A 23,877-nucleotide genomic window follows, 5' to 3' on the forward strand; every position below is an offset into this window, starting at 1 on the left:
GCGGGACAGCAGTGCGCAGAGAACGCCACCAGGTCGACGCGGCGGCGATATCCGCGGTTCGCGAGGACTTCCACAACCGGATCGTCGGAGAGGTCTGGTCGATGTCGAGGGCCGGCGCCATGACGGCCCACGAGTGGTGGTGGATCTCGGACCGGCTGGTGGAGTACCTGGCCGCCCTGTCCCTGCAGAACCCGGACCTCGACGTCCCGGAGGCCAAGGCGGTCCTCGACGACGCCACCGAGGCGGCGGCCGGCGCGATCGCGTACACCGTGTACCACCCGCACCACCGCTTCCAGGTGTTCCTCACCTACGTGAACTTCGGCCAGGACTACGAGCCCGAACCGGGCCACCCCGAGGCGCCGGTCCCGACCACCCCGCACCGCTGGCTCGACTCCTTCTGCCTGGCCGTCCTCTCCGACAAGGCCGAATGGCACGGCGAGGCCTTCCACTTCGCCCGCGAGGCCGCACAGGAAGGCGGCGCGGGCCTCCCCTCGGTCGAACTGATCAGCGGCTTCATGGCGTACGTCATCGGCGACACCGGCGACGACTCCGCCGCCCACCCGCCCTCCCGGGCGGACGTCCTCGCCGCGCTCGACGCCGCGTACGCCCGGATCCACTCCCTGGACCACATGACCGGCGGCGCCCAGGGCCTCCTACGGCACCCCCACACCACGGCCCTGCACGCCCTGCACGCCCTGACCAGCGGCGACCGTTCCGCCTTCGGCACCCATCTGACCGAACTGCTGCGGCCGTACAGCGCGCTCTCCGGCCCGGTGACCAGCCCCGCCACCCTGCTGCCCCTCCTCCCCCTCGCCCTGGCGGCCCTCGCCCACCGCCGGGAGGGCTGGCCGCCGCCCCTCGACACGGACTACCTGCCGCACGCCCTGGTCACGGGCTTCGCGGCCCCCGGGCCGCGGGTGCGGGGGTTCGGCCGCGACAGGCGCCGGGACGCGGTCGCCGAACTGGCCGCAGGACCGGTCGTGTTCGACCGGCCGGGGAACCCGCAGCCGATCCACCCCGCCAGCGAGGCCGACTACGAGCAGTACACGCGCGAGGCCCTCACCCCGGTGGCCGGCAGGCCCCTGTCACCGGCGAAACTGGCGTGGGCCATCGGCTACCAGGAGATCCTCTTCAGGGCCGGCGCCTCGCACTCCGCCGACGTCACCGACGGACAGCTCGCCCGTCTGCACCTCGCCGCCGAGATGGGTGCCGCCCTCTTCCGCACCACACTCGCCGCCCCCGGCACGGGCGTGGAGGTGACGATCGACGGCCGGCGCCTGGTCTACCCGGCCTACCACGGGGACCAGGCCGGACCGGGCGCCTGGCACACCGCCGTCGACCTGGCCCTGATCACCGGCGTCCGCGAGCACCTAGCCCCGCTCGTCCTCGCCGGTCCCGCCCGCCTCGCCCAGGACGACTCCGCCTTCGCCTCCTATCGCGAGGCCCTGCTCACCTACCTGCGGGGCGAGGACCCCGAGCCCATCACGGAACGGGCCCTGCACGACCACGACAAGGCCAAGGAGTGGGGCTTCTTCCCACCACCCGCGATCCTCTTCTCCCAGCTCGTCGAGGGCGACGAGGAGAGCTTCAACCTGGCCCTGCTGGACGCCCTGGAGGCCCACCGCGACCACCACCGCGTCGCCGACCGCGCCCACACCACCGACGCCGCCCTCAACCTCGACATCCTGGCCCTGACCTGCCACGCCCACCGCCGAGGCTGGACAACCCGAATCACCACCCCCTACCTCCCACCCCGCCTCCTGAAGGCGGCCCGCCCTTTCTGAGACCCGGGGGCCTTCTTCGGCACGAGGAGGTCAGGTGACGATCTCGCCCCGCCACGCGAAGGTCAGCAGGGCCTTCGGCAGGCACTCCGACTCGACCTCGATGGGGCGTTCGAATCCACCTCGCACCGCGCCTTCGCGAAGGTCAGTGTCGTGTCCAGGGCGCGCCGACGCGACATGTCCGACTGCTCCAGACGCCCCAACGCCCCAACGCCCTCGCCACGGAACCCGCCAGCGCCTCCAGACCCGCCGCCGCGTCGATCCGACCGGCCAGACCCGGAGGATCGTCGTGGCGGGGAATGCGCGTGGCCACTGGTTCTCTCCTCTTGGTCAATCTGGAAGTGCTCCAGCTTCGCCCCAGCGTAGGTGCCCGGGTTCTCCGCCGCCTTCACCATCACGTACCGCAGCTTGCCGCTCTCCAGGGCCTCGGCGATCAGGTCCGCGATGTCGCCGATGGTCACCGGCTTCCCTGAGGCGTCCCGCACCGGGTTGCCCGCGCTGTCCGTCGCCGGGAGCTTGAAGTTCTTCTCCATCTCGAAAAGGATCGTCTCGACGTACGGCCGGGTGCCCTGCTGGACCATCCAGCCGTCGGCCTCACCGGCCCCCTTGCGCCATATCGGTCTCGCCTGCGGAGCCTTCGCCTCCGCTATCACGAGCGTGCCGTCGTCGAGCCGGTACAACTGGTCGAACGTGTTCGCGCCGTAGGACGTCTTCGGCAGGTCGATCCACTGGGCGTCCGGGAACCGCTGCGGGATGACGTGCCGCATGGCCGCCTGTTCCCCGAGGGCCTCGGCGATCGAGGTGTCGTTGGGGCGTCCCGGCAGCGCCCCGGACGCACCCTTTACGTCCACATCAGGCACACTCGAAACCCGGCGAACATCGAACCGACACCCCGTCAGAAGCGGGGCCGGACGTGTCGCTTCACCACCACCGGCCCCACCAGGCCGAACCACCCGCAAAAAGGGGACTAACGACGGGACCACACCACAGGTTCCGATTTAACCTCGTTGCCCGGCGTAACATGCCGTGATACACAGAGTGACCATACGACCCTTCGTGTACCGTTCCGCGTCCCCCGTTAGGGTCCCGCGCGGGCCGGAAGCAAGGGATACGTACGAAACCCGCCAATCAATGACGCCAAGTCGACATACGACAGCGTCATTGTCGGCGAGAATGGGCCCGACCTCTGCGCACCCGCGCCAGGGGTGCAGCGCGGACGCCGACCGGACGCGATGCAGAGCCAGCGGAACTACCCACTAGGGGCGGTGACTTACATGTTCATTGCGGCCGACAAGGGCGACATCACCACCATCATCGGCGGAATCGCCCCGGACTGGGGGCCTTTCGGCAGCCTGGGCAACGAGGCACGCGTGATGATCGAGGTGGTGATGGCGATCGCCATCCTCCTCTGCCTGGGCATCGCCATCTGGGGCGCGGCCAAACAGCGCATCGGCGCGACCGCCCTGCGCGACACGTTCAGCGCCGAACAGGGCAAGGGCCTCATCATCGCCGGTCTCACCGGCGTCTTCATCATCGGTTCACTGGGCACGCTCTTCACCATCGTGTACGGCATGGCCGTGTAGCGCCGCGGCCCGGCCACGTCCCGGCCGGGCACGCCGCTTCCCGGTTCCCCACTACCCCACCCGTCCGTCGTGCCCACCGGCTGAGGTTGCGTCTCCCTGATGTCGAGTCACCACACCGCGCCCGCGCGGGAACCAGCGCGGCTACCGTCGTATGGCCACGCGTTTTCGTACGCGTCCATGTACGGCGTCGAAGTTGAAGGGGCGAACGCGGCATGAGTCTGGGCGACGACCACGGCTACGGCGAGTCCTCGCGCGGCACCGACGACGGGACGTACGGGGGGTACGCCGGCACCGGCCAGACCCGCACCCGCCTCCCCGACCGCGGCACCGACCCCTACGGCGGCGCACCCCGCCGCCCCCGCTCCTCCTCCAGAAGCCTCGTCACCATCGTCGGCGTCATCGTCCTCCTCATCGCCGCCATCGCCTTCGCGAACCGAGGAGACGACGACCAGACGGACGGGACACCGGGCGGGGACAAGGCGGAGGCCGCGCCTACGGCGGCGTCGGGCGAGCGACCGGTGAAGTCGAAGACCGCAGGAATCCCCACGGGATACGCGCAGAGCACGCAGGGAGCGCAGAGCGCGGCGACCAACTACACTGCCGCGCTGGGCTCCGACGGCATGTTCAACAGTGCAAAACGGCACCAGATCATCGAAACCATCGCTGCCCCGGATGCTTTGGAGCGCCTGCGGACTGGATTCGACGACGACTACTCCGCCGCGTTCTTGAAGACACTTGGCCTCAACGACGACGGCAGCGCCCCCTCGGGGAGCACCTTCGTCAACCGCACCCTCCCGGTGGGCGCCAAGGCAACGTCGTACAACCCCGATGCCGCGACAGTCGAGGTCTGGTGCAACAGCCTGTTCGGGCTCACCGGCGAGAACACCACCAATCCGGTGACCAACGGCTGGTTCACCGTGACCCTGAAACTGAAGTGGGCCGATGGTGACTGGAAGGTCATGGAGACCAGCCAGAAGACCGGCCCGACCCCCGTCAACGCAGACGATCCCGTCTCCGGAGCCGACGAGATCGGCAAGGCGGTCGAGGAGTTCGGAGGGTTCACGTATGCCCGCTAGCCCGCGTCGCGCAGTCACGCTCACCGCTGCTGTGGCGGCCATCCAGGTCAGCGCAATTCTTCTAGCGACCCGCGCCTTCGCCGCCCCCGACCCTTCGCCCTCCCCCTCGTCGAGCAATGACCCCTGCTCTCTGATCTCCGGCCCCGCCAAGGACTACTGCGAACGAGAATCCGGCGACAAGGGCGACACCAGCACCGTCCCCGACAAGATCACCTCCACCCTCGACCCCCTCTCCTCCCTCGCCCAAGGCTGCGCCGACGCCGCCTCCTGGACCGTCGACAAGCTCTCCGCCGCCGTCAACGAGACCGCGAACGTCGACTTCACGAACCCGAAGTTCCTCCAGCAGTACGCCGTCGTCTTCGCCGCGTCGACGATCCTCACGCTCGTCCTGTGGCTGCTCGCGGTCGCCAAGCGGGCCGTACGCGGCGTCCCCCTCACCACGGCCCTGTCGGAAGCCGTCGGCTTCCTCTGGCTCACCGTCCTGGCCTCCGCCTTCACCCCCCTGATCCTCTACACGATCGTCTCGGCGACCGACGGCGTGACCGAGGTCCTCGCCAAGGCCACCGGCGACCAGACGGACACCTTCTTCGGCACGTTCTCCGGAGCCCTCAAGAAGGGCGAGGACATCGGCGGCGGGCCCATCATGCTCATCGTCGTCTCCCTCGTCTCGATCCTCGCCGCGGGCGTCCTCTGGCTGGAGCTGGTCATCCGCGCCGCCCTGCTCTACGTCGGCGCCCTCCTCGGCACCGTCGTCTACGCCGGCCTGGTCGACAAGAACCTGTGGGGCCACGTCCGCCGCTGGGCCGGCATCATGATCGCGGTCATCCTCATCAAGCCCGTCATCGTGATCGTCCTCGGCCTCGCCGGCGCCCTCTCCTCCGACGACGGCCCCGACGCCTTCTCCGCCGTCGTCTCCGGCCTCGCGATCATCCTCCTGGCCATCTTCGCCTCGGCGATGATCTACCGCTTCGTCCCCGGCTTCGGCGACGAGATCGCCAACTCCCGCAACAACCGCCTGATGAGCGGCGCCGAAGGCAAGGCCGCCGCCGTCATCAGCTCCCCCGCCACCCTCGTCGCCCAGGGCATCAAGACCCACAGCTCCCGGGCCGACAACAACAGCGGAGGCGGAGGCGGACCCCGGCCCGCCAACCCCGTCTCCGGCGGCGTGGCCGCCCACAGCTCACGCGCGGGCGGCGGCGGATCTGTTCCCTCCGCCGCACCCCCGCCCCGCACGAGCCCCGCCAACACCCCCCACGCCAGTAACACCCGCAACAGCAACCGCACGGGAGGTGAAGGGCGTTGACGACCGAGTCCCACCTGTCCCATCCGGTCACGCCCCGCCGTACATATCTGATCGGCCGCGCCCGGCCGAACGCGATCATCGGCCGGAACCGCGAGTCCGGCGAGATCGCGCTCATCATCGCGGGCGCGTTCCTCGGCATGATGTGCGGTCTCCTCGTCCCGGTGCTCGTGCCGCGCATCGCCCTGCTGACGGGCTTCCCGCTGCTGGCGCTCGCCGCGGTCTACGTGCCGTACAAGCGGCGCACGTTCTACAAGTGGTTCGAGATCAACCGCAGCTACAAGCGGACGGTCCGCCGCGGCGCCACCTACCGCTCCGCCGCCATGGAGGCAGGCACCAGCCTCGACGGCCGTGAGGTCGAGGTCGGCCCGCCGCCGGGCATCGGCCGCATCACCTGGCTGGCCGCCCCGTTCGGCCCCGACGAGATCGCCGTCCTGCTCCACGCGGACCGCAGGACCGTCACCGCCGCCATCGAGATCGAGGGACCGGGCGTCGGCCTGCGCGACTCCGAGGACCAGGAAGCCCTCGTCGACCGCTTCGGCACCCTCCTCAAGCACGTGGCCAACGGCGACGGCTTCGTCACCCGGCTCCAGATGCTCGCGCGCACCCTGCCCGCCGACCCGGACGCCCACGCCAAGGACGTCTCCCAGCGCGGCGACGAACGCTCCCCGGGCTGGCTGCGACAGTCGTACGACCAGCTCCAGTCCATGGTGTCCACGAGCAGCGAGCAGCACCGCGCGTACCTGGTCGCCTGCATGCACTACACCCGCGAGCTGGCCGCCGAGGCGCACGCCATGGCCCGTGCCGCCCGCCCCCAGGGCAGGAAGCTCGACAAGGACGCCGGCCTCGCCGTCGTCATGGCCCGTGAGCTGACGGACATCTGCTCGCGCCTGCAGGAGGCCGACATCCGCGTCCGGCAGCCGCTCGGCCAGGGCCGCCTCTCCTCCCTCATCCACTCCATGTACGACCCGGACCACCCGATCGACCACATCCAGGCCATGACCAAGCGCAACGCCTGGCCGGCCGAACTGGACGCGACGGAACCGGACTTCCTCCAGGCCAAGACCCGCGAGTCCTCCACCCGCGCCCCCTGGTGCCACGCCACGGCCTGGGTGAAGGAGTGGCCGATGACCCCGGTCGGCGTGAACTTCCTCGCGCCGCTCCTCGTCCACACGCCCGACGTCATCCGCACGGTCGCCGTCACCATGGACCTGGAGCCGACCGAGGTCGCCATCGAGCGCATGCTCACGGAGAAGACCAACGACGAGGCGGAGGCCTCCCGCGCCGCCAAGATGAACCGCACGGTCGACCCGCGCGACGTGGCCTCCCACTCCCGCCTCGACCAGCGCGGCGAGGACCTGGCCAGCGGCGCCGCCGGCGTCAACCTCGTCGGCTACATCACCGTCTCGTCCCGCTCACCGGAGTCCCTCGCCCGCGACAAGCGGACCATCAGGGCCTCCGCCGGAAAGTCGTACCTGAAGCTGGAGTGGTGCGACCGCGAGCACCACCGGGCCTTCGTCAACACCCTCCCGTTCGCCACCGGAATCCGAAGGTAGGGCCACCGCGATGCGGGATCACTCGGACCAGCAGGGGTCACCACCCGGGCGAGGACCGGAACAGGAGGTACGTCACTGATGCGGGACCCGCTGTCCGTCCTCACCGACGCCTTCACGTCCTTCCTCTTCGGCAAGGTCGAGACGACCCGCCTCCCCGTGCGCACGTCCACCGGCCAGGCCCAGGCGGTCTACCTCCCGACCGCCGCACCGGGCCTCGGCGACTCGGGCGTGATCATCGGCCGCGAGGTCTACTCCGGCAAGGGCTACATCTACGACCCCTTCCAGCTGTACGGCCAGCAGCTGCCCGCCCCGCACTGGCTCGTCCTCGGCGAGTCCGGCAACGGCAAGTCGGCCCTGGAGAAGACGTACGTCCTGCGCCAGCTGCGCTTCCGCGACCGCCAGGTCGTCGTCCTCGACGCCCAGGGCGAGGACGGCGTCGGCGAGTGGAACCTCATCGCGCAGGAGCTGGGGATAACTCCCATCCGCCTGGACCCGACGGCCGCCCTCGACCACGGGATCCGCCTCAACCCTCTCGACCCGTCGATCACCACCACGGGCCAGCTCGCGCTGCTCCGGACGATCATCGAGGTGGCGATGGGCCACGGCCTGGACGAGCGTTCCGGCTTCGCCCTGAAGGTCGCGCACGCCTACGTCAACGAGACCATCGTGGAACGCCAGCCGGTCCTCACCGACATCGTCGAGCAGCTCCGCCACCCCGAGCCGGAGTCCGCGGAGGCGATGAACGTCGCCATAGACGACGTGCGCGCCTGGGGCCTGGACGTGGCCCTGGTCCTGGACCGCCTGGTCGACGGCGACCTGCGGGGCATGTTCGACGGCCCGACGACGGTGGGCATCGACCTCGACGCCCCGCTCATCGTCTTCGACCTGTCCCACATCGACCGCAACTCCATCGCCATGCCGATCCTCATGGCGATCGTCGGCGTCTGGCTGGAGCACACCTGGATCCGCCCCGACCGGAAGAAGCGCATCTTCCTGGTCGAGGAGGCCTGGCACATCATCAACAGCCCGTTCGTGGCCCAGCTCTTCCAGCGCCTGCTGAAGTTCGGCCGACGTCTCGGTCTGTCGTTCGTCGCGGTCGTCCACCATCTCTCCGACGTCATCGACGGAGCGGCGGCGAAGGAGGCAGCGGCCATCCTCAAGATGGCGTCGACGAGGACGATCTACGCCCAGAAGGCGGACGAGGCACGCGCCACGGGCCGCGTCCTGGGCCTCCCCCGCTGGGCGGTGGAGATCATCCCGACCCTCACCCCGGGCATCGCGGTCTGGGACGTCAACGGCAACGTCCAGGTCGTCAAACACCTGATCACCGAGACGGAACGCCCCCTCGTCTTCACCGACCGCGCCATGACCGAGTCCTCAGACGACCACCTCCTGGACGACGACGCCCTGCGCGCCGCCGAACTGGAGGCCGAGGAACGGGCCGCCGCGTTCGTGGAGCACCTGAGCGACGTCGACGGCTACGGCTCCTCCGAGTCCACGGTGGCCTGAGCGAGCGAGGGACGAGCCGGTACGGGCGGGCGAGCGAGCCGGTACCGGCGAGGGACGGACGTGAACGGCGCAGAGGAGACGGCGTGAACGGCGGCGTGCGATGAGACCAGACGACCGACACCGGCACCCTCAGCAGGGCGGAGGCGGTGTCCCCGACGGGCTGCTGATCGCCGTTCTCGGTTTCCTGGTCGGCGTCACCCTGCTCGTCTGGTCGGCGACGGGTCTGGCGGGCCTGTTCGCGCACGGCGCCTGGCCCGACCGGGTGTCCTTCACCCGTACTCCGCTGGCCGTCCGCAGCCTGGTGTCGGCCCCGCAGGACCTCCCCGCTGCCTGGCCCGACACCCCGGCCGCCCAACTCTCCGGCTACGGCCTCTTCTGGGGCCTCCTCATCGGCCAGCTGATGATCCTGATCGTCCTCACGGTCTTCATCACGGGCACCCTGGCCCGCTGGAGAGCTGTCCGCGCCAGGGAGAAAGCGGCACGAGCACAGGCGGCGGCCGAGCCCGCGCCCCTCCCGCCCAGGACCCGGATCCCCTCACCCCCGCTCCCGGAACCGAGGAACGGCACCACTCCCCCCACCGGCCCCGACCACATCCCGGCCCCCCTCACGGGCACGGCCACAGAACGGGAGACGGTGACCGCGGGGACGACGGACAGCGCCTACGAAACGATCCCCACCCCGGGAGCCGCCCCGACCGTCCCGACCACCACTGCCACACCCGCCGCCCCGGCCACGATGCCCCTGCAGGTCCAGCCCGCCCCCTCCGTGCCCACGGCGGCAGGAGTCCCAGCGGCCCTCTTCCCGCCCGAGGGGAAGCAGGCGGTCGCGCGGCCCGGCCCCACCCTGCTTCTCGGCGGCGCGGAGACCCGTCGCCCCGCGGCCACCCAGGCGGTACGGGACGCGGACGGCCCGGTCCTGGTCGTCACCTCCGACCCCGTCCTCTGGTCGGACACGAAGGACGCCAGGGCGAAGCTGGGCCCGGTTCTCCTCTACGACCCCGCACACCGCTGCGACACCCCGGCCCGCCTGCACTGGTCCCCCGTCTCCGGCTGCGAGGACAAGCCCACGGCGGTGGCCCGCGCCGGAGCTCTCCTCGCCCCGATCCGCCCCACGGCCAAGATCGACCAGGCGGTGGCGGACACGGCGGAGACCCTCCTGCGCAGCTATCTGCACGCGGCGGCGATAGATTCCCGCACCGTCCGCCACCTCCACCGCTGGGCCCAGGGCACCAACGTCCAGGAAGCGGTACGGATTCTCCGTACGAACGCGAAGGCGGCGGCCGGCTCGGCGGGCGAACTGGAGTCGGCCCTCACCTCGCATCCCGAACGCCGGGACATGGCGCAGGCCCTGACGGCGCGCGCGCTCTCGGCGCTCTCCACGGTCAACGTCCGTGAGTCCTGCACACCGAACCGAGCGGACTCGCTGGTGCTGGATTCCTTCGTGCACGAGGGGGGAACGCTCTATGTGGTCGGCGACCCCATCGAGGATCCGAAGGCGAACCCTTCCGCCATGCCGTTGTTGACGGCCCTCGCCTCCAGCGTGGTCGAGCGCGGCCGGCGCGTGGCCGAACGGTCATCCTCCGGCCGCCTCGACCCACCACTCACCCTGGTCCTCGACGACGTGGCCGCCGTCGCTCCGCTGCCCCAGCTCCCTGACCTCCTGGCCACCGGCACGGACCGGGGCCTGCCGACACTGGCTCTGCTCCGCTCCCGCGAACAGGCCCGAGCCCGCTGGCCCCACGCCGAACTGCCCGTCTAGTGCCGTGCACAGCGGAGATGGCCCGTGGGCCACGGCCCACGAGGGTCGGCGGACTCACGGACGGTCGAGTACGAACTCCAACTCGGACTGCCCGCCCTGCCCGGCGACCGGCACGGTCCGCCCACTCGGCACGAACCCCACCTTGCGGTAGAACGCCTGAGCCCGCGGATTCTCCTCGTGGACTATGAGCCGAACGCGTTCCACGTCTCGGCTCCAGGCCCATTCCACAGCGACGCCGAAGAGCCGCTCGGCAAGCCCACTGCCCCGCACCTCAGGCCGCACATACACCCCGACGAGATGGCCCTGCAGACGCTCCACCGTCATCCCGGCCCAGTCCTCGGACCCTGCTTCCTCGATCAGTACGGTGACGGACCCGACCCAGGTCCCGTCTGCTCCCTCTGCGATGACCTGCCGCACGCCGAGAGAACCCTCGGCACCGCCGGCGGCCCGCTCCTGCCAGAAGGAGTCGGGCCTGCTGACGGCCTGCTCGTACGTCTCCAGAAAGGCGACGTGAGCCAGGGGATCCTGCAACGAGGCAAGCCGCAGTTCCTTCACCGCGGGCCACTCCTCCGCGTGTATGAAGCGAATTGTGTACTTCTCCGCACTCGTGGCACTCATGCATCGAGCCTAAACGCAGAAAGCCCCCGCCGGTTTCCCGGCAGGGGCTTTCTCAACAATTGTTCGGCGGCGTCCTACTCTCCCACAGGGTCCCCCCTGCAGTACCATCGGCGCTGTGAGGCTTAGCTTCCGGGTTCGGAATGTAACCGGGCGTTTCCCTCACGCTATGACCACCGAAACACTATGAAACAATCAACCGCACCACGCTCTGTGACAAACGCGGGGTTGTTCGTGGTTTCAGAACCAACACAGTGGACGCGAGCAACTGAGGACAAGCCCTCGGCCTATTAGTACCGGTCACCTCCACACGTTACCGTGCTTCCAGATCCGGCCTATCAACCCAGTCGTCTACTGGGAGCCTTACCCCATCAAGTGGGTGGGAGTCCTCATCTCGAAGCAGGCTTCCCGCTTAGATGCTTTCAGCGGTTATCCCTCCCGAACGTAGCCAACCAGCCATGCCCTTGGCAGAACAACTGGCACACCAGAGGTTCGTCCGTCCCGGTCCTCTCGTACTAGGGACAGCCCTTCTCAAGACTCCTACGCGCACAGCGGATAGGGACCGAACTGTCTCACGACGTTCTAAACCCAGCTCGCGTACCGCTTTAATGGGCGAACAGCCCAACCCTTGGGACCGACTCCAGCCCCAGGATGCGACGAGCCGACATCGAGGTGCCAAACCATCCCGTCGATATGGACTCTTGGGGAAGATCAGCCTGTTATCCCCGGGGTACCTTTTATCCGTTGAGCGACGGCGCTTCCACAAGCCACCGCCGGATCACTAGTCCCGACTTTCGTCCCTGCTCGACCCGTCGGTCTCACAGTCAAGCTCCCTTGTGCACTTACACTCACCACCTGATTGCCAACCAGGCTGAGGGAACCTTTGGGCGCCTCCGTTACCCTTTAGGAGGCAACCGCCCCAGTTAAACTACCCATCAGACACTGTCCCCGATCCGGATCACGGACCCGGGTTAGACATCCAGCACGACCAGACTGGTATTTCAACGACGACTCCCCCTGAACTGGCGTCCAGATTTCACAGTCTCCCAGCTATCCTACACAAGCCGAACCGAACACCAATATCAAACTGTAGTAAAGGTCCCGGGGTCTTTCCGTCCTGCTGCGCGAAACGAGCATCTTTACTCGTAGTGCAATTTCACCGGGCCTATGGTTGAGACAGTCGAGAAGTCGTTACGCCATTCGTGCAGGTCGGAACTTACCCGACAAGGAATTTCGCTACCTTAGGATGGTTATAGTTACCACCGCCGTTTACTGGCGCTTAAGTTCTCAGCTTCGCCCACCCGAAAGTGAGCTAACCGGTCCCCTTAACGTTCCAGCACCGGGCAGGCGTCAGTCCGTATACATCGCCTTACGGCTTCGCACGGACCTGTGTTTTTAGTAAACAGTCGCTTCTCGCTGGTCTCTGCGGCCACCCCCAGCTCAAGCAGCACGTGCTCTCACCAGGCGTGGCCCCCCTTCTCCCGAAGTTACGGGGGCATTTTGCCGAGTTCCTTAACCATAGTTCACCCGAACGCCTCGGTATTCTCTACCAGACCACCTGAGTCGGTTTAGGGTACGGGCCGCCATGAAACTCGCTAGAGGCTTTTCTCGACAGCATAGGATCATCCACTTCACCACAATCGGCTCGGCATCAGGTCTCAGACTACATGCCAGGCGGATTTACCTACCCGACGTCCTACACCCTTACCCCGGGACAACCACCGCCCGGGATGGACTACCTTCCTGCGTCACCCCATCACTCACCTACTACAAGTCTGGTTCGTCGGCTCCACCACTCCCCTTCACCCGAAGGCTCCAGGGCGGCTTCACGGACTTAGCATCGCCTGGTTCGATGTTTGACGCTTCACAGCGGGTACCGGAATATCAACCGGTTATCCATCGACTACGCCTGTCGGCCTCGCCTTAGGTCCCGACTTACCCTGGGCAGATCAGCTTGACCCAGGAACCCTTGGTCAATCGGCGCAAACGTTTCTCACGTTTGTATCGCTACTCATGCCTGCATTCTCACTCGTCAACCGTCCACAACTCGCTTACACGGCTGCTTCACCCGGCAGACGACGCTCCCCTACCCATCACGATCCCCGTTGGGGGTACATATCGCAATGACACGACTTCGGCGGTACGCTTGAGCCCCGCTACATTGTCGGCGCGGAATCACTAGACCAGTGAGCTATTACGCACTCTTTCAAGGGTGGCTGCTTCTAAGCCAACCTCCTGGTTGTCTCTGCGACTCCACATCCTTTCCCACTTAGCGTACGCTTAGGGGCCTTAGTCGATGCTCTGGGCTGTTTCCCTCTCGACCATGGAGCTTATCCCCCACAGTCTCACTGCCGCGCTCTCACTTACCGGCATTCGGAGTTTGGCTAAGGTCAGTAACCCGGTAGGGCCCATCGCCTATCCAGTGCTCTACCTCCGGCAAGAAACACACGACGCTGCACCTAAATGCATTTCGGGGAGAACCAGCTATCACGGAGTTTGATTGGCCTTTCACCCCTAACCACAGGTCATCCCCCAGGTTTTCAACCCTGGTGGGTTCGGTCCTCCACGAAGTCTTACCTCCGCTTCAACCTGCCCATGGCTAGATCACTCCGCTTCGGGTCTTGAGCGTGCTACTCAAACGCCCTGTTCGGACTCGCTTTCGCTACGGCTACCCCACCCGGGTTAACCTCGCAACACACCGCAAACTCGCAGGCTCATTCTTCAAAAGGCACGCAGTCACGACGTTGAGTGCAAGCACTCAACGCGACGCTCCCACGGCTTGTAGGCACACGGTTTCAGGTACTATTTCACTCCCCTCCCGGGGTACTTTTCACCATTCCCTCACGGTACTATCCGCTATCGGTCACCAGGGAATATTTAGGCTTAGCGGGTGGTCCCGCCAGATTCACACGGGATTTCTCGGGCCCCGTGCTACTTGGGTGTCTCTCAAACGAGCCGCTGATGTTTCAGCTACGGGGGTCTTACCCTCTACGCCGGACCTTTCGCATGTCCTTCGCCTACATCAACGGTTTCTGACTCGCCTCACAGCCGGCAGACTGTGAAAGAGAGATCCCACAACCCCGTATACGCAACCCCTGCCGGGTCTCACACGCATACGGTTTGGCCTCATCCAGTTTCGCTCGCCACTACTCCCGGAATCACGGTTGTTTTCTCTTCCTGCGGGTACTGAGATGTTTCACTTCCCCGCGTTCCCTCCACTTGCCCTATGTGTTCAGGCAAGGGTGACAGCCCATGACGACTGCCGGGTTTCCCCATTCGGACACCCCCGGATCAAAGCCTGGTTGACGACTCCCCGGGGCCTATCGTGGCCTCCCACGTCCTTCATCGGTTCCTGGTGCCAAGGCATCCACCGTGCGCCCTTAAAAACTTGGCCACAGATGCTCGCGTCCACTGTGCAGTTCTCAAACAACGACCAACCACCCACCACCCCGAACCACCCGGTTCGAGTTCACTGGGGCCGGCACCGAAGGGCGACCATCACGGCCGCACCCTCAGACACCCAACAGCGTGCCCGACACGATCAGTCGATGAGCTTCGCGTTCCACGCCGAAGCAGTACTAGCGCTCTCATCCATCCCGACCGTGCCGAATAATCAACGTTCCACCCATGAGCGACCAGCATCAGACATTCGCTGATGTTCTGGCGTCTGGACCCCCGAAAGAGGCCAGGTGCTCCTTAGAAAGGAGGTGATCCAGCCGCACCTTCCGGTACGGCTACCTTGTTACGACTTCGTCCCAATCGCCAGTCCCACCTTCGACAGCTCCCTCCCACAAGGGGTTGGGCCACCGGCTTCGGGTGTTACCGACTTTCGTGACGTGACGGGCGGTGTGTACAAGGCCCGGGAACGTATTCACCGCAGCACTGCTGATCTGCGATTACTAGCAACTCCGACTTCATGGGGTCGAGTTGCAGACCCCAATCCGAACTGAGACAGGCTTTTTGAGATTCGCTCCGCCTCACGGCTTCGCAGCTCATTGTACCTGCCATTGTAGCACGTGTGCAGCCCAAGACATAAGGGGCATGATGACTTGACGTCGTCCCCACCTTCCTCCGAGTTGACCCCGGCAGTCTCCTGTGAGTCCCCATCACCCCGAAAGGCATGCTGGCAACACAGAACAAGGGTTGCGCTCGTTGCGGGACTTAACCCAACATCTCACGACACGAGCTGACGACAGCCATGCACCACCTGTACACCGACCACAAGGGGGCACCCATCTCTGGATGTTTCCGGTGTATGTCAAGCCTTGGTAAGGTTCTTCGCGTTGCGTCGAATTAAGCCACATGCTCCGCTGCTTGTGCGGGCCCCCGTCAATTCCTTTGAGTTTTAGCCTTGCGGCCGTACTCCCCAGGCGGGGAACTTAATGCGTTAGCTGCGGCACCGACGACGTGGAATGTCGCCAACACCTAGTTCCCACCGTTTACGGCGTGGACTACCAGGGTATCTAATCCTGTTCGCTCCCCACGCTTTCGCTCCTCAGCGTCAGTAATGGCCCAGAGATCCGCCTTCGCCACCGGTGTTCCTCCTGATATCTGCGCATTTCACCGCTACACCAGGAATTCCGATCTCCCCTACCACACTCTAGTCTGCCCGTATCGAATGCAGACCCGGGGTTAAGCCCCGGGCTTTCACATCCGACGCGACAGACCGCCTACGAGCTCTTTACGCCCAATAATTCCGGACAACGCTCGCGCCCTACGTATTACCGCGGCTGCTGGCACGTAGTTAGCCGGCGCTTCTTCTGCAGGTACCGTCACTCTCGCTTCTTCCCTGCTGAAAGAGGTTTACAACCCGAAGGCCGTCATCCCTCACGCGGCGTCGCTGCATCAGGCTTTCGCCCATTGTGCAATATTCCCCACTGCTGCCTCCCGTAGGAGTCTGGGCCGTGTCTCAGTCCCAGTGTGGCCGGTCGCCCTCTCAGGCCGGCTACCCGTCGTCGCCTTGGTGAGCCGTTACCTCACCAACAAGCTGATAGGCCGCGGGCTCATCCTTCACCGCCGGAGCTTTCCACGCACATCGGATGCCCGAGCGCGTCGTATCCGGTATTAGACCCCGTTTCCAGGGCTTGTCCCAGAGTGAAGGGCAGATTGCCCACGTGTTACTCACCCGTTCGCCACTAATCCACCCCGAAGGGCTTCATCGTTCGACTTGCATGTGTTAAGCACGCCGCCAGCGTTCGTCCTGAGCCAGGATCAAACTCTCCGTGAATGTTTACCGGTCATCCGGTGCACACACACGAGAGCGGAACCACCGGAGGAATGATCCGATGGTTCACAGCGTCCTCGCTGTGTTTATTTCAAAGGAACCTCGCCCCGACCAACCGGCCGGAGACGGGGTATCAACATATCTGGCGTTGATTTTTGGCACGCTGTTGAGTTCTCAAGGAACGGACGCTTCCTTTGTACTCACCCGAGCAACTTCTCGGGCTTTCCTCCGGGCGCTTCCCTTCGGTCTTGCGTTTCCGACTCTATCAGATCCTTTTCCGATCCGATTTCCTCGGTGCTTTCCAGGTTCCCGCTTTCGCGTTTCCCTTTCCGGCGGTTCCGACTCTACCAGATCCTTTCGGGCCTGATTCCCAGTCAGCGGGTTTCGCCTTCACGGCTGTTGGGCCGTTCCGACGTCCCAAACCTTAGCGGATCTGCTCGGCAGTTCCCAATCGGGTCTGTCGAACCCAGATCGAATTGAATTCGAGCACGCCGAATTCATCCCGGCTGGGAGATCACACTGGTTGGTTGGGGTGCCGCTCAAGCGGCCGAGGAGCTGTCGAAGAACCGTTACGGCTCCGCGGCAACCCGAAGAACTCTACGGATCTGCGGGTGGACTGTCAAGCATCCCCTGGGTGGCCTGTGGTCAAACCTCAGGCGCCCCTCCAGCGTACGGCCTCAGTCGAGGTCCGTGAGCCGGCCGCCGGCGTCCGGCTGGGCGTCCTCGACGCGGCGCAGGAGTCGGGTCAGGACCTCGCCCAGGACAGTGCGCTCCAGAGGGGAGAGGTCCTGGAGGAGGTCCTCCTCGAAGACCGAGGCGAGACGCATGGCCTCCAGCCACTTCTCCCTGCCGTCAGGGGTCAGCTCCACGATGACGCGGACGCGGTTGGTCTCATCACGCTCCCTGGTCACCAGGCCCTCGGTGACCATGCGGTCGATCCGGTGGGTCATGGCGGCCGGCGTGAGACCGAGCCGCTTGGCCAGGTCGCTGGGGCCCATGCGGTACGGAGCGCCGGAGAGGACGAGGGCCTTCAGGACCTCCCACTCCGCGTTGCTGATACCGAGGGCGGCGGTCTGGCGGCCGTAGGCGACGTTCATCCGGCGGTTGAGGCGGGAGAGCGCCGAGACGATCTTCTCGACCTGGGGGTCGAGGCCCTGGAACTCGCGCTGGTACGCGGCGATCTGCTCTTCGAGTGTCGGCTCGGCGGTGCCGTTGCTGCCGGGGGTGTCACCCATGGCCGCAGTATGGCACGCCGCCGCTTGGCATCGAAGTCCTTCGAGGTGTAGCGTTTAGCTTCTAAGTTTTAGCTTCGAAGTCTTCACCTCTAACGCTTGGTGGAGGCTTCCTCTACCTAGGCAGGTGAACGTGACCAGGGGGATGGGCGCAGCGATGCGCCGGATTCATGTGGGCAACGCGCTCGGCGCGTTCGGACTCGGCTTCACCGTTCCGTATCTGTACGTCTATGTGGCGCAGGTGCGGGATCTCGGTGCGACGACGGCGGGGCTCGTGCTCGCGATCTTCGCTGTGGCCGCGCTCGTGGTGCTGCCGTTCGCCGGGCGGGCCATAGTCGGGCGCGGTCCGCTTCCGGTGCTGCTCACCGCCCTGGTCACCGCTGCCGTCGGGTCGATGAGCCTCGGGCTGGCCACCGGTGCGACGACCGTGCTGCTGTCCGCGGCCGCCCTCGGGGCCGGGCAGGCCGTGACGCAGCCGGCGCTGGCGACGATGATCGTCGACTGCTCCGGGGCGGAGACCCGGTCACGGGCCTTCGCGACGCAGTTCTTCCTCCAGAACCTGGGGCTCGGTGTCGGCGGACTCATCGGCGGACATCTTGTGGACCCGTCGCGTGCGGGGTCCTTCACCCTTCTGTTCTCCATACAGGCGGCGATGTTCCTGCTGCTCGTCGCAGTGATGGCGACAGTGCGGATACCGCGGGCGGCGAAGGTCACGGACATGCCGACGGGGTCGACGGGTTCTGCCAAGGAGAGCTGGAAGCAGCTGCTCGGTAATCGGGCCATGGTGCAGCTGAGTGTGCTGGGATTCGTGTTGTTCTTCGCCTGCTACGGGCAGTTCGAGTCGGGGCTCAGTGCCTACGGGGTCGAGGCGGCCGGGATATCGACCTCCGCGCTCGGTACGGCGCTGGCGGCGAACACCGCGGTGATCGTGGTGGCGCAGTTCGTCGTGCTGCGGTTCGTGGAGCGGCGCCGGCGGTCTCGGGTGATCGCGGCTGTCGGGCTGATCTGGGCCGTGGCGTGGGCTGTGGCCGGGGTCGCGGGGCTCGGGCAGGTGAGCCAGACGATGGCCACCGCGGCGTTCGTGTCCACGTACGCGTTGTTCGGGCTGGGTGAGGCGATGCTGTCGCCGACGGTGGCTCCGCTGGTGGCGGATCTGGCACCGGAGGGGATGGCCGGGCAGTACAACTCCGCGTTCGCGCTGGTCAAGCAGTTGGCGCTGGCCGTGGGGCCGGCGGTGGGCGGGCCCATGGGGGCGTCGTGGCATGCGACGTATGTGGTGGTGTTCCTGCTGTTCTCGCTGGGGATCGTGGTGCTTGCGGTTCGGTTGGGGCGCGTGCTGACCGGGGCACAGGATCTGCCGGGGTCCGCGAGGAGTCGGGTGGTTGCTCGGGGTGGGACGGCGGTCGAGTCCGCGGTGGCTCGGGCCTGAGGTTCCTCGCCGCCCACGCACACCCGGCGCCACCCCCTACGGCGTGGACCGCGGCAGGGCGAACTCGCACCACACCGCCTTGCCGCCGCCCGGTGTACGGCGGCTGCCCCAGTTGGAGGCGATCGTGGCGATGATGGAGATGCCTCGGCCGGACTCGTCGCCGGGCTCGGCCCGGCGACGGCGCGGGAGGTGGTCGTTGCCGTCGGTGACCTCGACGATCAGGCGGCGGTCGGTGCGGCGCAGCCGCAGCCGCATGGGCGGAGTGCCGTGCTGGAGGGAGTTGGCGACCAGTTCGCTGGCGGCGAGGACGCCCAGGTCGTGGAGGTCGGTCGGGAAGCGCCAGCTGGTCAGGACGCCGGAGGCGAAGGCTCTGGCCCGGGGGGCCGCTTCGACACCGCCGAGGAGTTCCAGGGCGGCGTTGCGGAAGAGGTCGCCGTCGGGGCCGGTGCGGGACGGGTGCTGGAGGACGAGGACGGCGACATCGTCGTCATGGTCCGCGGTGACACCGGTCGAGCGGACCAGGCGGTCACAGATCACCTGGGGTGTGCCCGTGGCGCCGGCCAGAGCTCTTTCCAGGGCGGCGATGCCCTCGTCCAGGTCCTCGTTGCGGCGTTCCACCAGGCCGTCCGTGTAGAGGACGGCAGTGGAGCCGGGGCACAGGGGGATCGAGCCGGAGGCGTGCATCCAGCCGCCGGTGCCGAGCGGGGGGCCGATCGGCTCGTCGGCGCGCTGGACCGTGCCGTTCTCGTCGCGGACGAGGATCGGCAGGTGGCCGGCGGAGGCGTAGACCAGACGGCCCTCGTTGGGGTCGTGGACGGCGTAGGCGCAGGTGGCGATCTGGTTGGCATCGATCTCCGTGGCGAGGCCGTCCAGGAGTTGGAGCACCTCGTGCGGGGGGAGGTCGAGGCGGGCGTAGGCGCGGACGGCCGTGCGGAGTTGGCCCATGACGGCCGCGGCGCGGACGCCCCGGCCCATGACGTCGCCGATGACCAGGGCCGTGCGGCCGCCGCCGAGGGTGATGACGTCGTACCAGTCGCCGCCGACGGCGGTCTCCGTGCCGCCGGGGTGGTAGACGGCGGCGATGCGCAGGTCGTCGGGCTCCTCCAGTTCCTGCGGGAGCAGGGAGCGCTGGAGGGTGACGGCGGTCTCGCGCTGGCGGCGTTCGCTGGCGCGGAGGCGTTCGGCGGCCTCGGCGTGGTCGGTGACGTCGGCGGCGAAGATGAGGACGCCGCCCTCGCCGGGCTCGTCGCCCGCGGGGACGTCGACGGGGGTGCAGGTGATCGTGTACGAGCGGCCGGAGGGGGCCTTGCGGGACTTGACCGTGCGGGGCCTTGAGCTGCGCAGGACCTGGTCGAGGAGGGGCAGCAGGCCGAGGGCGTCCAGTTCGGGGAGGGCCTCGCGGGCCGGTGCGCCGAGCGGGCGTACGCCGAAGGCGGCGACGTAGGCGTCGTTGACGTAGGCGGTGCGGTGGTCGTGGCCGTGGACGAGGGCGACGAGGGCCGGGATGCGGTCGAGGATCTCGCGGGTGGGGAGGTCGTCGACGGCGGGCACGGGCGAGCTGTCGTCCGGTGGGTCGTCGCTCTGCCGTTCGACGCGGGCCGCGGGCACGGCGCCCTCCCCCCGCCGGTCCGTGGTGACCGTGTGTTCGGTCCGCGCTGCGGCGCGGCGCTGCGTACCGGGGAGCCGGGCGCTCCAGCGCGTGAAGTTCACCGAATCCTTGCCTCGTGCCTCGTGATGTTGTCTGTGGCCGGCTCCGGTTCCGGCCGGGGGTCCGGGGAGTGGCCCCGGTGTGCAGCGGTGGGGACGCCTGGTCGTGCGGGCGAGTGGGTACTTCGGGGTGCTTCGTGCGGGCTTCGTCGGGTCCTGCCCGGGCAGGACGGTGACCCCGCCCGAGATCATGGATCATGTCGGCGACCAGTCTGTCCGACCGGGCCGACATCCGTCAGACGTCGGCCTGAACGGTGGAGTTCCCTGGATCCGGTCAGGACGACCCCTTCGGGTCTTCAGGAGCCTTTCCACCGGCAGCCAGTTCGAACTCCGCACGGGGATGTTCGAGTGATCCGAGGGAGACGATCTCCCGCTTGAAGAGGCCGGCGAGGGTCCATTCGGCGAGGACGCGGGCCTTGCGGTTGAAGGTGGGCACCCGGCTGAGGTGGTAGACGCGGTGCATGAACCAGGCGGGGTAGCCCTTCAGCTTCCGCCCGTAGACGTGCGCCACGCCCTTGTGCAGGCCCAGGGAGGCCACGGAGCCCACGTACTTGTGGGCGTACGCCTCCAGTGGCTGGCCGCGCAGCGAGCGGACGATGTTGTCGCCGAGCGTCTTGGCCTGGCGGACGGCGTGCTGGGCGTTGGGGGCGGTCTCCTTGCCCGGTTCGCTCGCGGTGATGTCGGGGACGGCGGCCGCGTCGCCGGCGGCCCACGCGTGCGCGACGCCCTCCACGGACAGTTCGGGGGTGCACTTCAGACGTCCGCGCTCGTTCAGCGGGAGGTCGGTGGCGGCGAGGATCGGGTGCGGTTTCACGCCCGCGGTCCAGACGACCGTGCGGGTGGGGAAGCGGGCGCCGTCGCTGAGGACGGCGATGCGGTCGGCGCAGGACTCGAGGCGGGTGTGGAGGCGTACGTCGATGTTGCGGCGGCGCAGCTCGGTGACCGTGTAGCGGCCCATTTCCTCGCCGACCTCGGGGAGGATGCGGTCGGATGCCTCCACGAGGATCCACTTCATGTCCTCGGGCTTGACGTTGTGGTAGTACCGCGCGGTGTAGCGGGCCATGTCCTCCAGCTCGCCGAGCGCCTCCACGCCGGCGTAGCCGCCGCCCACGAAGACGAAGGTCAGGGCGGCGTCGCGGATCGCGGGATCGCGGGTGGAGGAGGCGATGTCCATCTGCTCGATGACGTGGTTGCGCAGGCCGATGGCCTCCTCGACGGTCTTGAAGCCGATGCCGTAGTCGGCGAGACCGGGGACGGGCAGGGTGCGCGAGATCGAGCCGGGCGCGAGGACGAGCTCGTCGTACGACAACTGTTCGGCGCTCGATCCCTCCTCCTCGGTGGCGAGGGTGGTGAGGGTCGCGACGCGCTTGGCGTGGTTGATCTCCGTGGCCTCGCCGATGACGACCTTGCACTGGTCCAGGACGCGGCGCAGTGGGACGACGACGTGGCGGGGCGAGATGGAGCCCGCGGCGGCCTCCGGAAGGAAGGGTTGATACGTCATATAAGGGTCGGGGGACACTACGACGATCTCGATGTCGCCGCTACTCAGTTCCCGCTTCAGCTGACGCTGCAGACGCAGCGCGGTGTACAGCCCGACGTAGCCGCCGCCGACGATGAGGATGCGCATCCGTTCCTTCACCATCCCATGACGCACCTCTCTCGCTGGTTTGTCCACAGCCCCGGCAATTTGTGTGACCGGTCGGCGTGGGGGCGCGGGGTTGGCCGATTCACCGGAGTGAGCGGCAGGTGCGCAGGTCAGATGGTGTGAGCCGGGTGGCGGTGGGGGGCGCAAACGACACCTAACCCGCCCGTACTCCGATCGAGGGGGGCTCCGTGCGGAACGTGCCCCTTCTGAATTGACTCCCTCTCAACTATGTTCATGTGTCGACGGGGTACAGGGGGGATGCGTTCAAGGGATGCGGTTCGGGTTCAGGCCCCGCACCGAGGAGGACCCCGAACGCTCGTTCCGCAGCTCCGGCTTCCGATGACGGGGAGAGTCTCCGGGGGGAGACGTCATTACCGGGGGAACACATATGCATATTCAGGACTCTCATTGGTCGTCCGCCTCGGCTCTCGCACCCAGCGGCGCGATCGGCACGGCGGGCGGCAACGGGCGCGGGGACGGGGCGAGGTCGGCCCCGCTCCGCGTGGACGCACAGCGCAACCTCGAGCACGTGCTGCGCGCGGCGCGCGAGGTCTTCGGCGAGCTGGGGTACGGCGCGCCGATGGAGGACGTCGCACGCCGTGCGCGGGTCGGCGTCGGCACGGTGTACCGGCGCTTCCCGAGCAAGGACGTCCTGGTCCGGCGCATAGCCGAGGAGGAGACGTCCCGGCTCACCGACCAGGCACGGGTGGCGCTCGGGCAGGAGGAGGACCCGTGGTCGGCGCTGTCGCGCTTCCTGCGGACGTCGGTGGCCTCGGGTGCCGGGCGGCTGCTGCCGCCGCAGGTGCTGCGGGTCGGGGTGACGGAGGACGGGACCGAGGTCGGTGCCGACGGGATCGCCGACGAGCACCGGGTGCCGCAGCAGCGGGTCCAGCCGACGACCGAGCTGCGGCTGGTGCCGTCGGACGGGTCGGCTGCACCGGTGGACGCCGGGCCGGCCGACGACGCCGGGGCCTCGGCGCTGCTGGAGGTCGTGGGGCAGCTGGTGGAGCGGGCCCGGGCGGCGGGTGAGCTGCGGGAGGACGTGACCGTGGCCGACGTGCTGCTCGTGATCGCCACGGCGGCGCCGTCCCTGCCGGACGCGGCGCAGCAGGCCGCGGCGTCGGCACGGCTGTTGGACATCCTGCTGGAGGGGCTTCGGTCCCGTCCGGCGTGAGGGGAGTGACGCGCCGTAGAACGGGGCGTCACCGTGTGGGGCGGTGTGGGGCTCTGGCTCCCGCCGCCCCTTCCCGTTCCCGCCCACCACCCGCTGCCGCCCTCCCCCTCCGGCTCCCGCTCCCCCTCCCGGCTCCCGCTCCCGGGCCCATCAGGCACCCGGGCCCCGATCGGGCGCCGGGTCCCTTTCCGTTCCCTGACCTCAGCGGTCGGCCACTCGTACGGGTGAAGTCGTACACGGAGGGCTGGGGTGACGCTCGGACGAGTGATAAGCGCTTGGGGCCGGGG

General features: G+C 67.6%; 14 protein-coding genes and 3 rRNA genes. 9 read left to right on the forward strand and 8 right to left on the reverse strand.

The window, feature by feature from the left end:
- Positions 1-11: 11 nt before the first annotated feature.
- Entirely contained in the window at positions 12-1,784 is a 1,773-nt protein-coding gene (locus tag GSY65_RS17420; RefSeq protein WP_236579856.1) for an immunity 49 family protein, read from the forward strand.
- Positions 1,785-1,846: 62 nt separating this feature from the next.
- On the opposite strand, the gene GSY65_RS17425 is transcribed toward GSY65_RS17420, so the two are convergent.
- Complete coding sequence (locus GSY65_RS17425; protein WP_159769544.1) at positions 1,847-2,548, reverse strand: hypothetical protein; 702 nt, start codon at positions 2,546-2,548, stop codon at positions 1,847-1,849.
- 507 nt (positions 2,549-3,055) lie between these two features.
- Here GSY65_RS17425 and GSY65_RS17430 point away from each other — a divergent pair.
- The 6 genes from GSY65_RS17430 to GSY65_RS17455 all read left to right on the forward strand — a co-directional run bounded on the left by GSY65_RS17430 (position 3,056) and on the right by GSY65_RS17455 (position 10,564).
- Positions 3,056-3,364 carry a hypothetical protein gene (locus GSY65_RS17430; RefSeq protein ID WP_159769547.1) on the forward strand — a complete coding sequence of 103 codons (309 nt, stop codon included), beginning with the start codon at positions 3,056-3,058 and terminating at the stop codon, positions 3,362-3,364.
- 212 nt (positions 3,365-3,576) lie between these two features.
- Positions 3,577-4,440: a hypothetical protein gene (locus tag GSY65_RS17435; RefSeq protein WP_159769550.1), complete on the forward strand. Its 864-nt coding sequence runs from the start codon at positions 3,577-3,579 to the stop codon at positions 4,438-4,440.
- Positions 4,430-5,743, forward strand: a complete 1,314-nt coding sequence (locus tag GSY65_RS17440; RefSeq protein WP_159769553.1) for a hypothetical protein — start codon at positions 4,430-4,432, stop codon at positions 5,741-5,743. The genes GSY65_RS17435 and GSY65_RS17440 overlap by 11 nt, the downstream gene beginning before the upstream one ends.
- The gene (locus GSY65_RS17445) at positions 5,740-7,296 is read left to right on the forward strand and encodes an SCO6880 family protein (RefSeq protein ID WP_159769556.1); all 1,557 of its coding nucleotides are present in this window, start codon (positions 5,740-5,742) and stop codon (positions 7,294-7,296) included. Before GSY65_RS17440 ends, GSY65_RS17445 begins: the two co-directional genes overlap by 4 nt.
- A gap of 78 nt (positions 7,297-7,374) precedes the next feature.
- A complete protein-coding gene (locus tag GSY65_RS17450; RefSeq protein WP_055524389.1) occupies positions 7,375-8,805 on the forward strand; it encodes an ATP-binding protein in 1,431 nt (476 codons plus the stop codon).
- A 100-nt stretch (positions 8,806-8,905) separates the two neighbouring features.
- Complete coding sequence (locus GSY65_RS17455; protein WP_159769559.1) at positions 8,906-10,564, forward strand: type IV secretory system conjugative DNA transfer family protein; 1,659 nt, start codon at positions 8,906-8,908, stop codon at positions 10,562-10,564.
- 54 nt (positions 10,565-10,618) lie between these two features.
- Here GSY65_RS17455 and GSY65_RS17460 read toward each other — a convergent pair whose 3' ends face one another.
- The 5 genes from GSY65_RS17460 to GSY65_RS17480 all read right to left on the reverse strand — a co-directional run bounded on the left by GSY65_RS17460 (position 10,619) and on the right by GSY65_RS17480 (position 17,638).
- Positions 10,619-11,182, reverse strand: a complete 564-nt coding sequence (locus GSY65_RS17460) for a GNAT family N-acetyltransferase (protein ID WP_159769562.1) — start codon at positions 11,180-11,182, stop codon at positions 10,619-10,621.
- Between the two features lie 61 nt (positions 11,183-11,243).
- Positions 11,244-11,360: ribosomal RNA gene (gene rrf, locus GSY65_RS17465) — 5S ribosomal RNA — on the reverse strand.
- A gap of 89 nt (positions 11,361-11,449) precedes the next feature.
- Positions 11,450-14,573: ribosomal RNA gene (locus tag GSY65_RS17470) — 23S ribosomal RNA — on the reverse strand.
- 306 nt (positions 14,574-14,879) lie between these two features.
- Positions 14,880-16,406, reverse strand: a 16S ribosomal RNA gene (locus GSY65_RS17475).
- Together the 16S, 23S and 5S rRNA genes form the textbook arrangement of a ribosomal RNA operon.
- A gap of 674 nt (positions 16,407-17,080) precedes the next feature.
- Positions 17,081-17,638, reverse strand: a complete 558-nt coding sequence (locus GSY65_RS17480; protein ID WP_159769566.1) for a MarR family winged helix-turn-helix transcriptional regulator — start codon at positions 17,636-17,638, stop codon at positions 17,081-17,083.
- A 142-nt stretch (positions 17,639-17,780) separates the two neighbouring features.
- Between GSY65_RS17480 and GSY65_RS17485 the strand changes: the two genes are divergently transcribed.
- On the forward strand, positions 17,781-19,064 hold the full coding sequence (locus tag GSY65_RS17485; RefSeq protein WP_201452804.1) for an MFS transporter: 1,284 nt from the start codon (positions 17,781-17,783) through the stop codon (positions 19,062-19,064).
- 36 nt (positions 19,065-19,100) lie between these two features.
- Here GSY65_RS17485 and GSY65_RS17490 read toward each other — a convergent pair whose 3' ends face one another.
- Both GSY65_RS17490 and GSY65_RS17495 read right to left on the reverse strand, forming a co-directional pair.
- On the reverse strand, positions 19,101-20,774 hold the full coding sequence (locus tag GSY65_RS17490) for an ATP-binding SpoIIE family protein phosphatase (protein ID WP_159769569.1): 1,674 nt from the start codon (positions 20,772-20,774) through the stop codon (positions 19,101-19,103).
- A gap of 271 nt (positions 20,775-21,045) precedes the next feature.
- Positions 21,046-22,413, reverse strand: coding sequence for an NAD(P)/FAD-dependent oxidoreductase (locus tag GSY65_RS17495; protein WP_159769572.1), 1,368 nt, complete (start codon positions 22,411-22,413; stop codon positions 21,046-21,048).
- Between the two features lie 391 nt (positions 22,414-22,804).
- Here GSY65_RS17495 and GSY65_RS17500 point away from each other — a divergent pair, with 391 nt between their 5' ends.
- Positions 22,805-23,590, forward strand: coding sequence for a TetR/AcrR family transcriptional regulator (locus tag GSY65_RS17500; protein ID WP_159769575.1), 786 nt, complete (start codon positions 22,805-22,807; stop codon positions 23,588-23,590).
- Positions 23,591-23,877 lie beyond the last annotated feature (287 nt).

The organism is Streptomyces sp. HM190 (genome assembly GCF_009857135.1).
GTDB classification, from domain to species: domain Bacteria; phylum Actinomycetota; class Actinomycetes; order Streptomycetales; family Streptomycetaceae; genus Streptomyces; species Streptomyces heilongjiangensis.

Excerpts from the sequence above, each read along its gene's own strand:
- GSY65_RS17425 (WP_159769544.1), bottom strand. The coding sequence starts at position 2,548 with ATGCGGCACGTCATCCCGCAGCGGTTCCCGGACGCCCAGTGGATCGAC.
- GSY65_RS17430 (WP_159769547.1), top strand. The coding sequence starts at position 3,056 with ATGTTCATTGCGGCCGACAAGGGCGACATCACCACCATCATCGGCGGA.
- GSY65_RS17435 (WP_159769550.1), top strand. The coding sequence starts at position 3,577 with ATGAGTCTGGGCGACGACCACGGCTACGGCGAGTCCTCGCGCGGCACC.
- GSY65_RS17440 (WP_159769553.1), top strand. The coding sequence starts at position 4,430 with ATGCCCGCTAGCCCGCGTCGCGCAGTCACGCTCACCGCTGCTGTGGCG.
- GSY65_RS17450 (WP_055524389.1), top strand. The coding sequence starts at position 7,375 with ATGCGGGACCCGCTGTCCGTCCTCACCGACGCCTTCACGTCCTTCCTC.
- GSY65_RS17455 (WP_159769559.1), top strand. The coding sequence starts at position 8,906 with ATGAGACCAGACGACCGACACCGGCACCCTCAGCAGGGCGGAGGCGGT.
- GSY65_RS17460 (WP_159769562.1), bottom strand. The coding sequence starts at position 11,182 with ATGAGTGCCACGAGTGCGGAGAAGTACACAATTCGCTTCATACACGCG.
- GSY65_RS17480 (WP_159769566.1), bottom strand. The coding sequence starts at position 17,638 with ATGGGTGACACCCCCGGCAGCAACGGCACCGCCGAGCCGACACTCGAA.
- GSY65_RS17485 (WP_201452804.1), top strand. The coding sequence starts at position 17,781 with ATGGGCGCAGCGATGCGCCGGATTCATGTGGGCAACGCGCTCGGCGCG.
- GSY65_RS17495 (WP_159769572.1), bottom strand. The coding sequence starts at position 22,413 with ATGGTGAAGGAACGGATGCGCATCCTCATCGTCGGCGGCGGCTACGTC.
- GSY65_RS17500 (WP_159769575.1), top strand. The coding sequence starts at position 22,805 with ATGCATATTCAGGACTCTCATTGGTCGTCCGCCTCGGCTCTCGCACCC.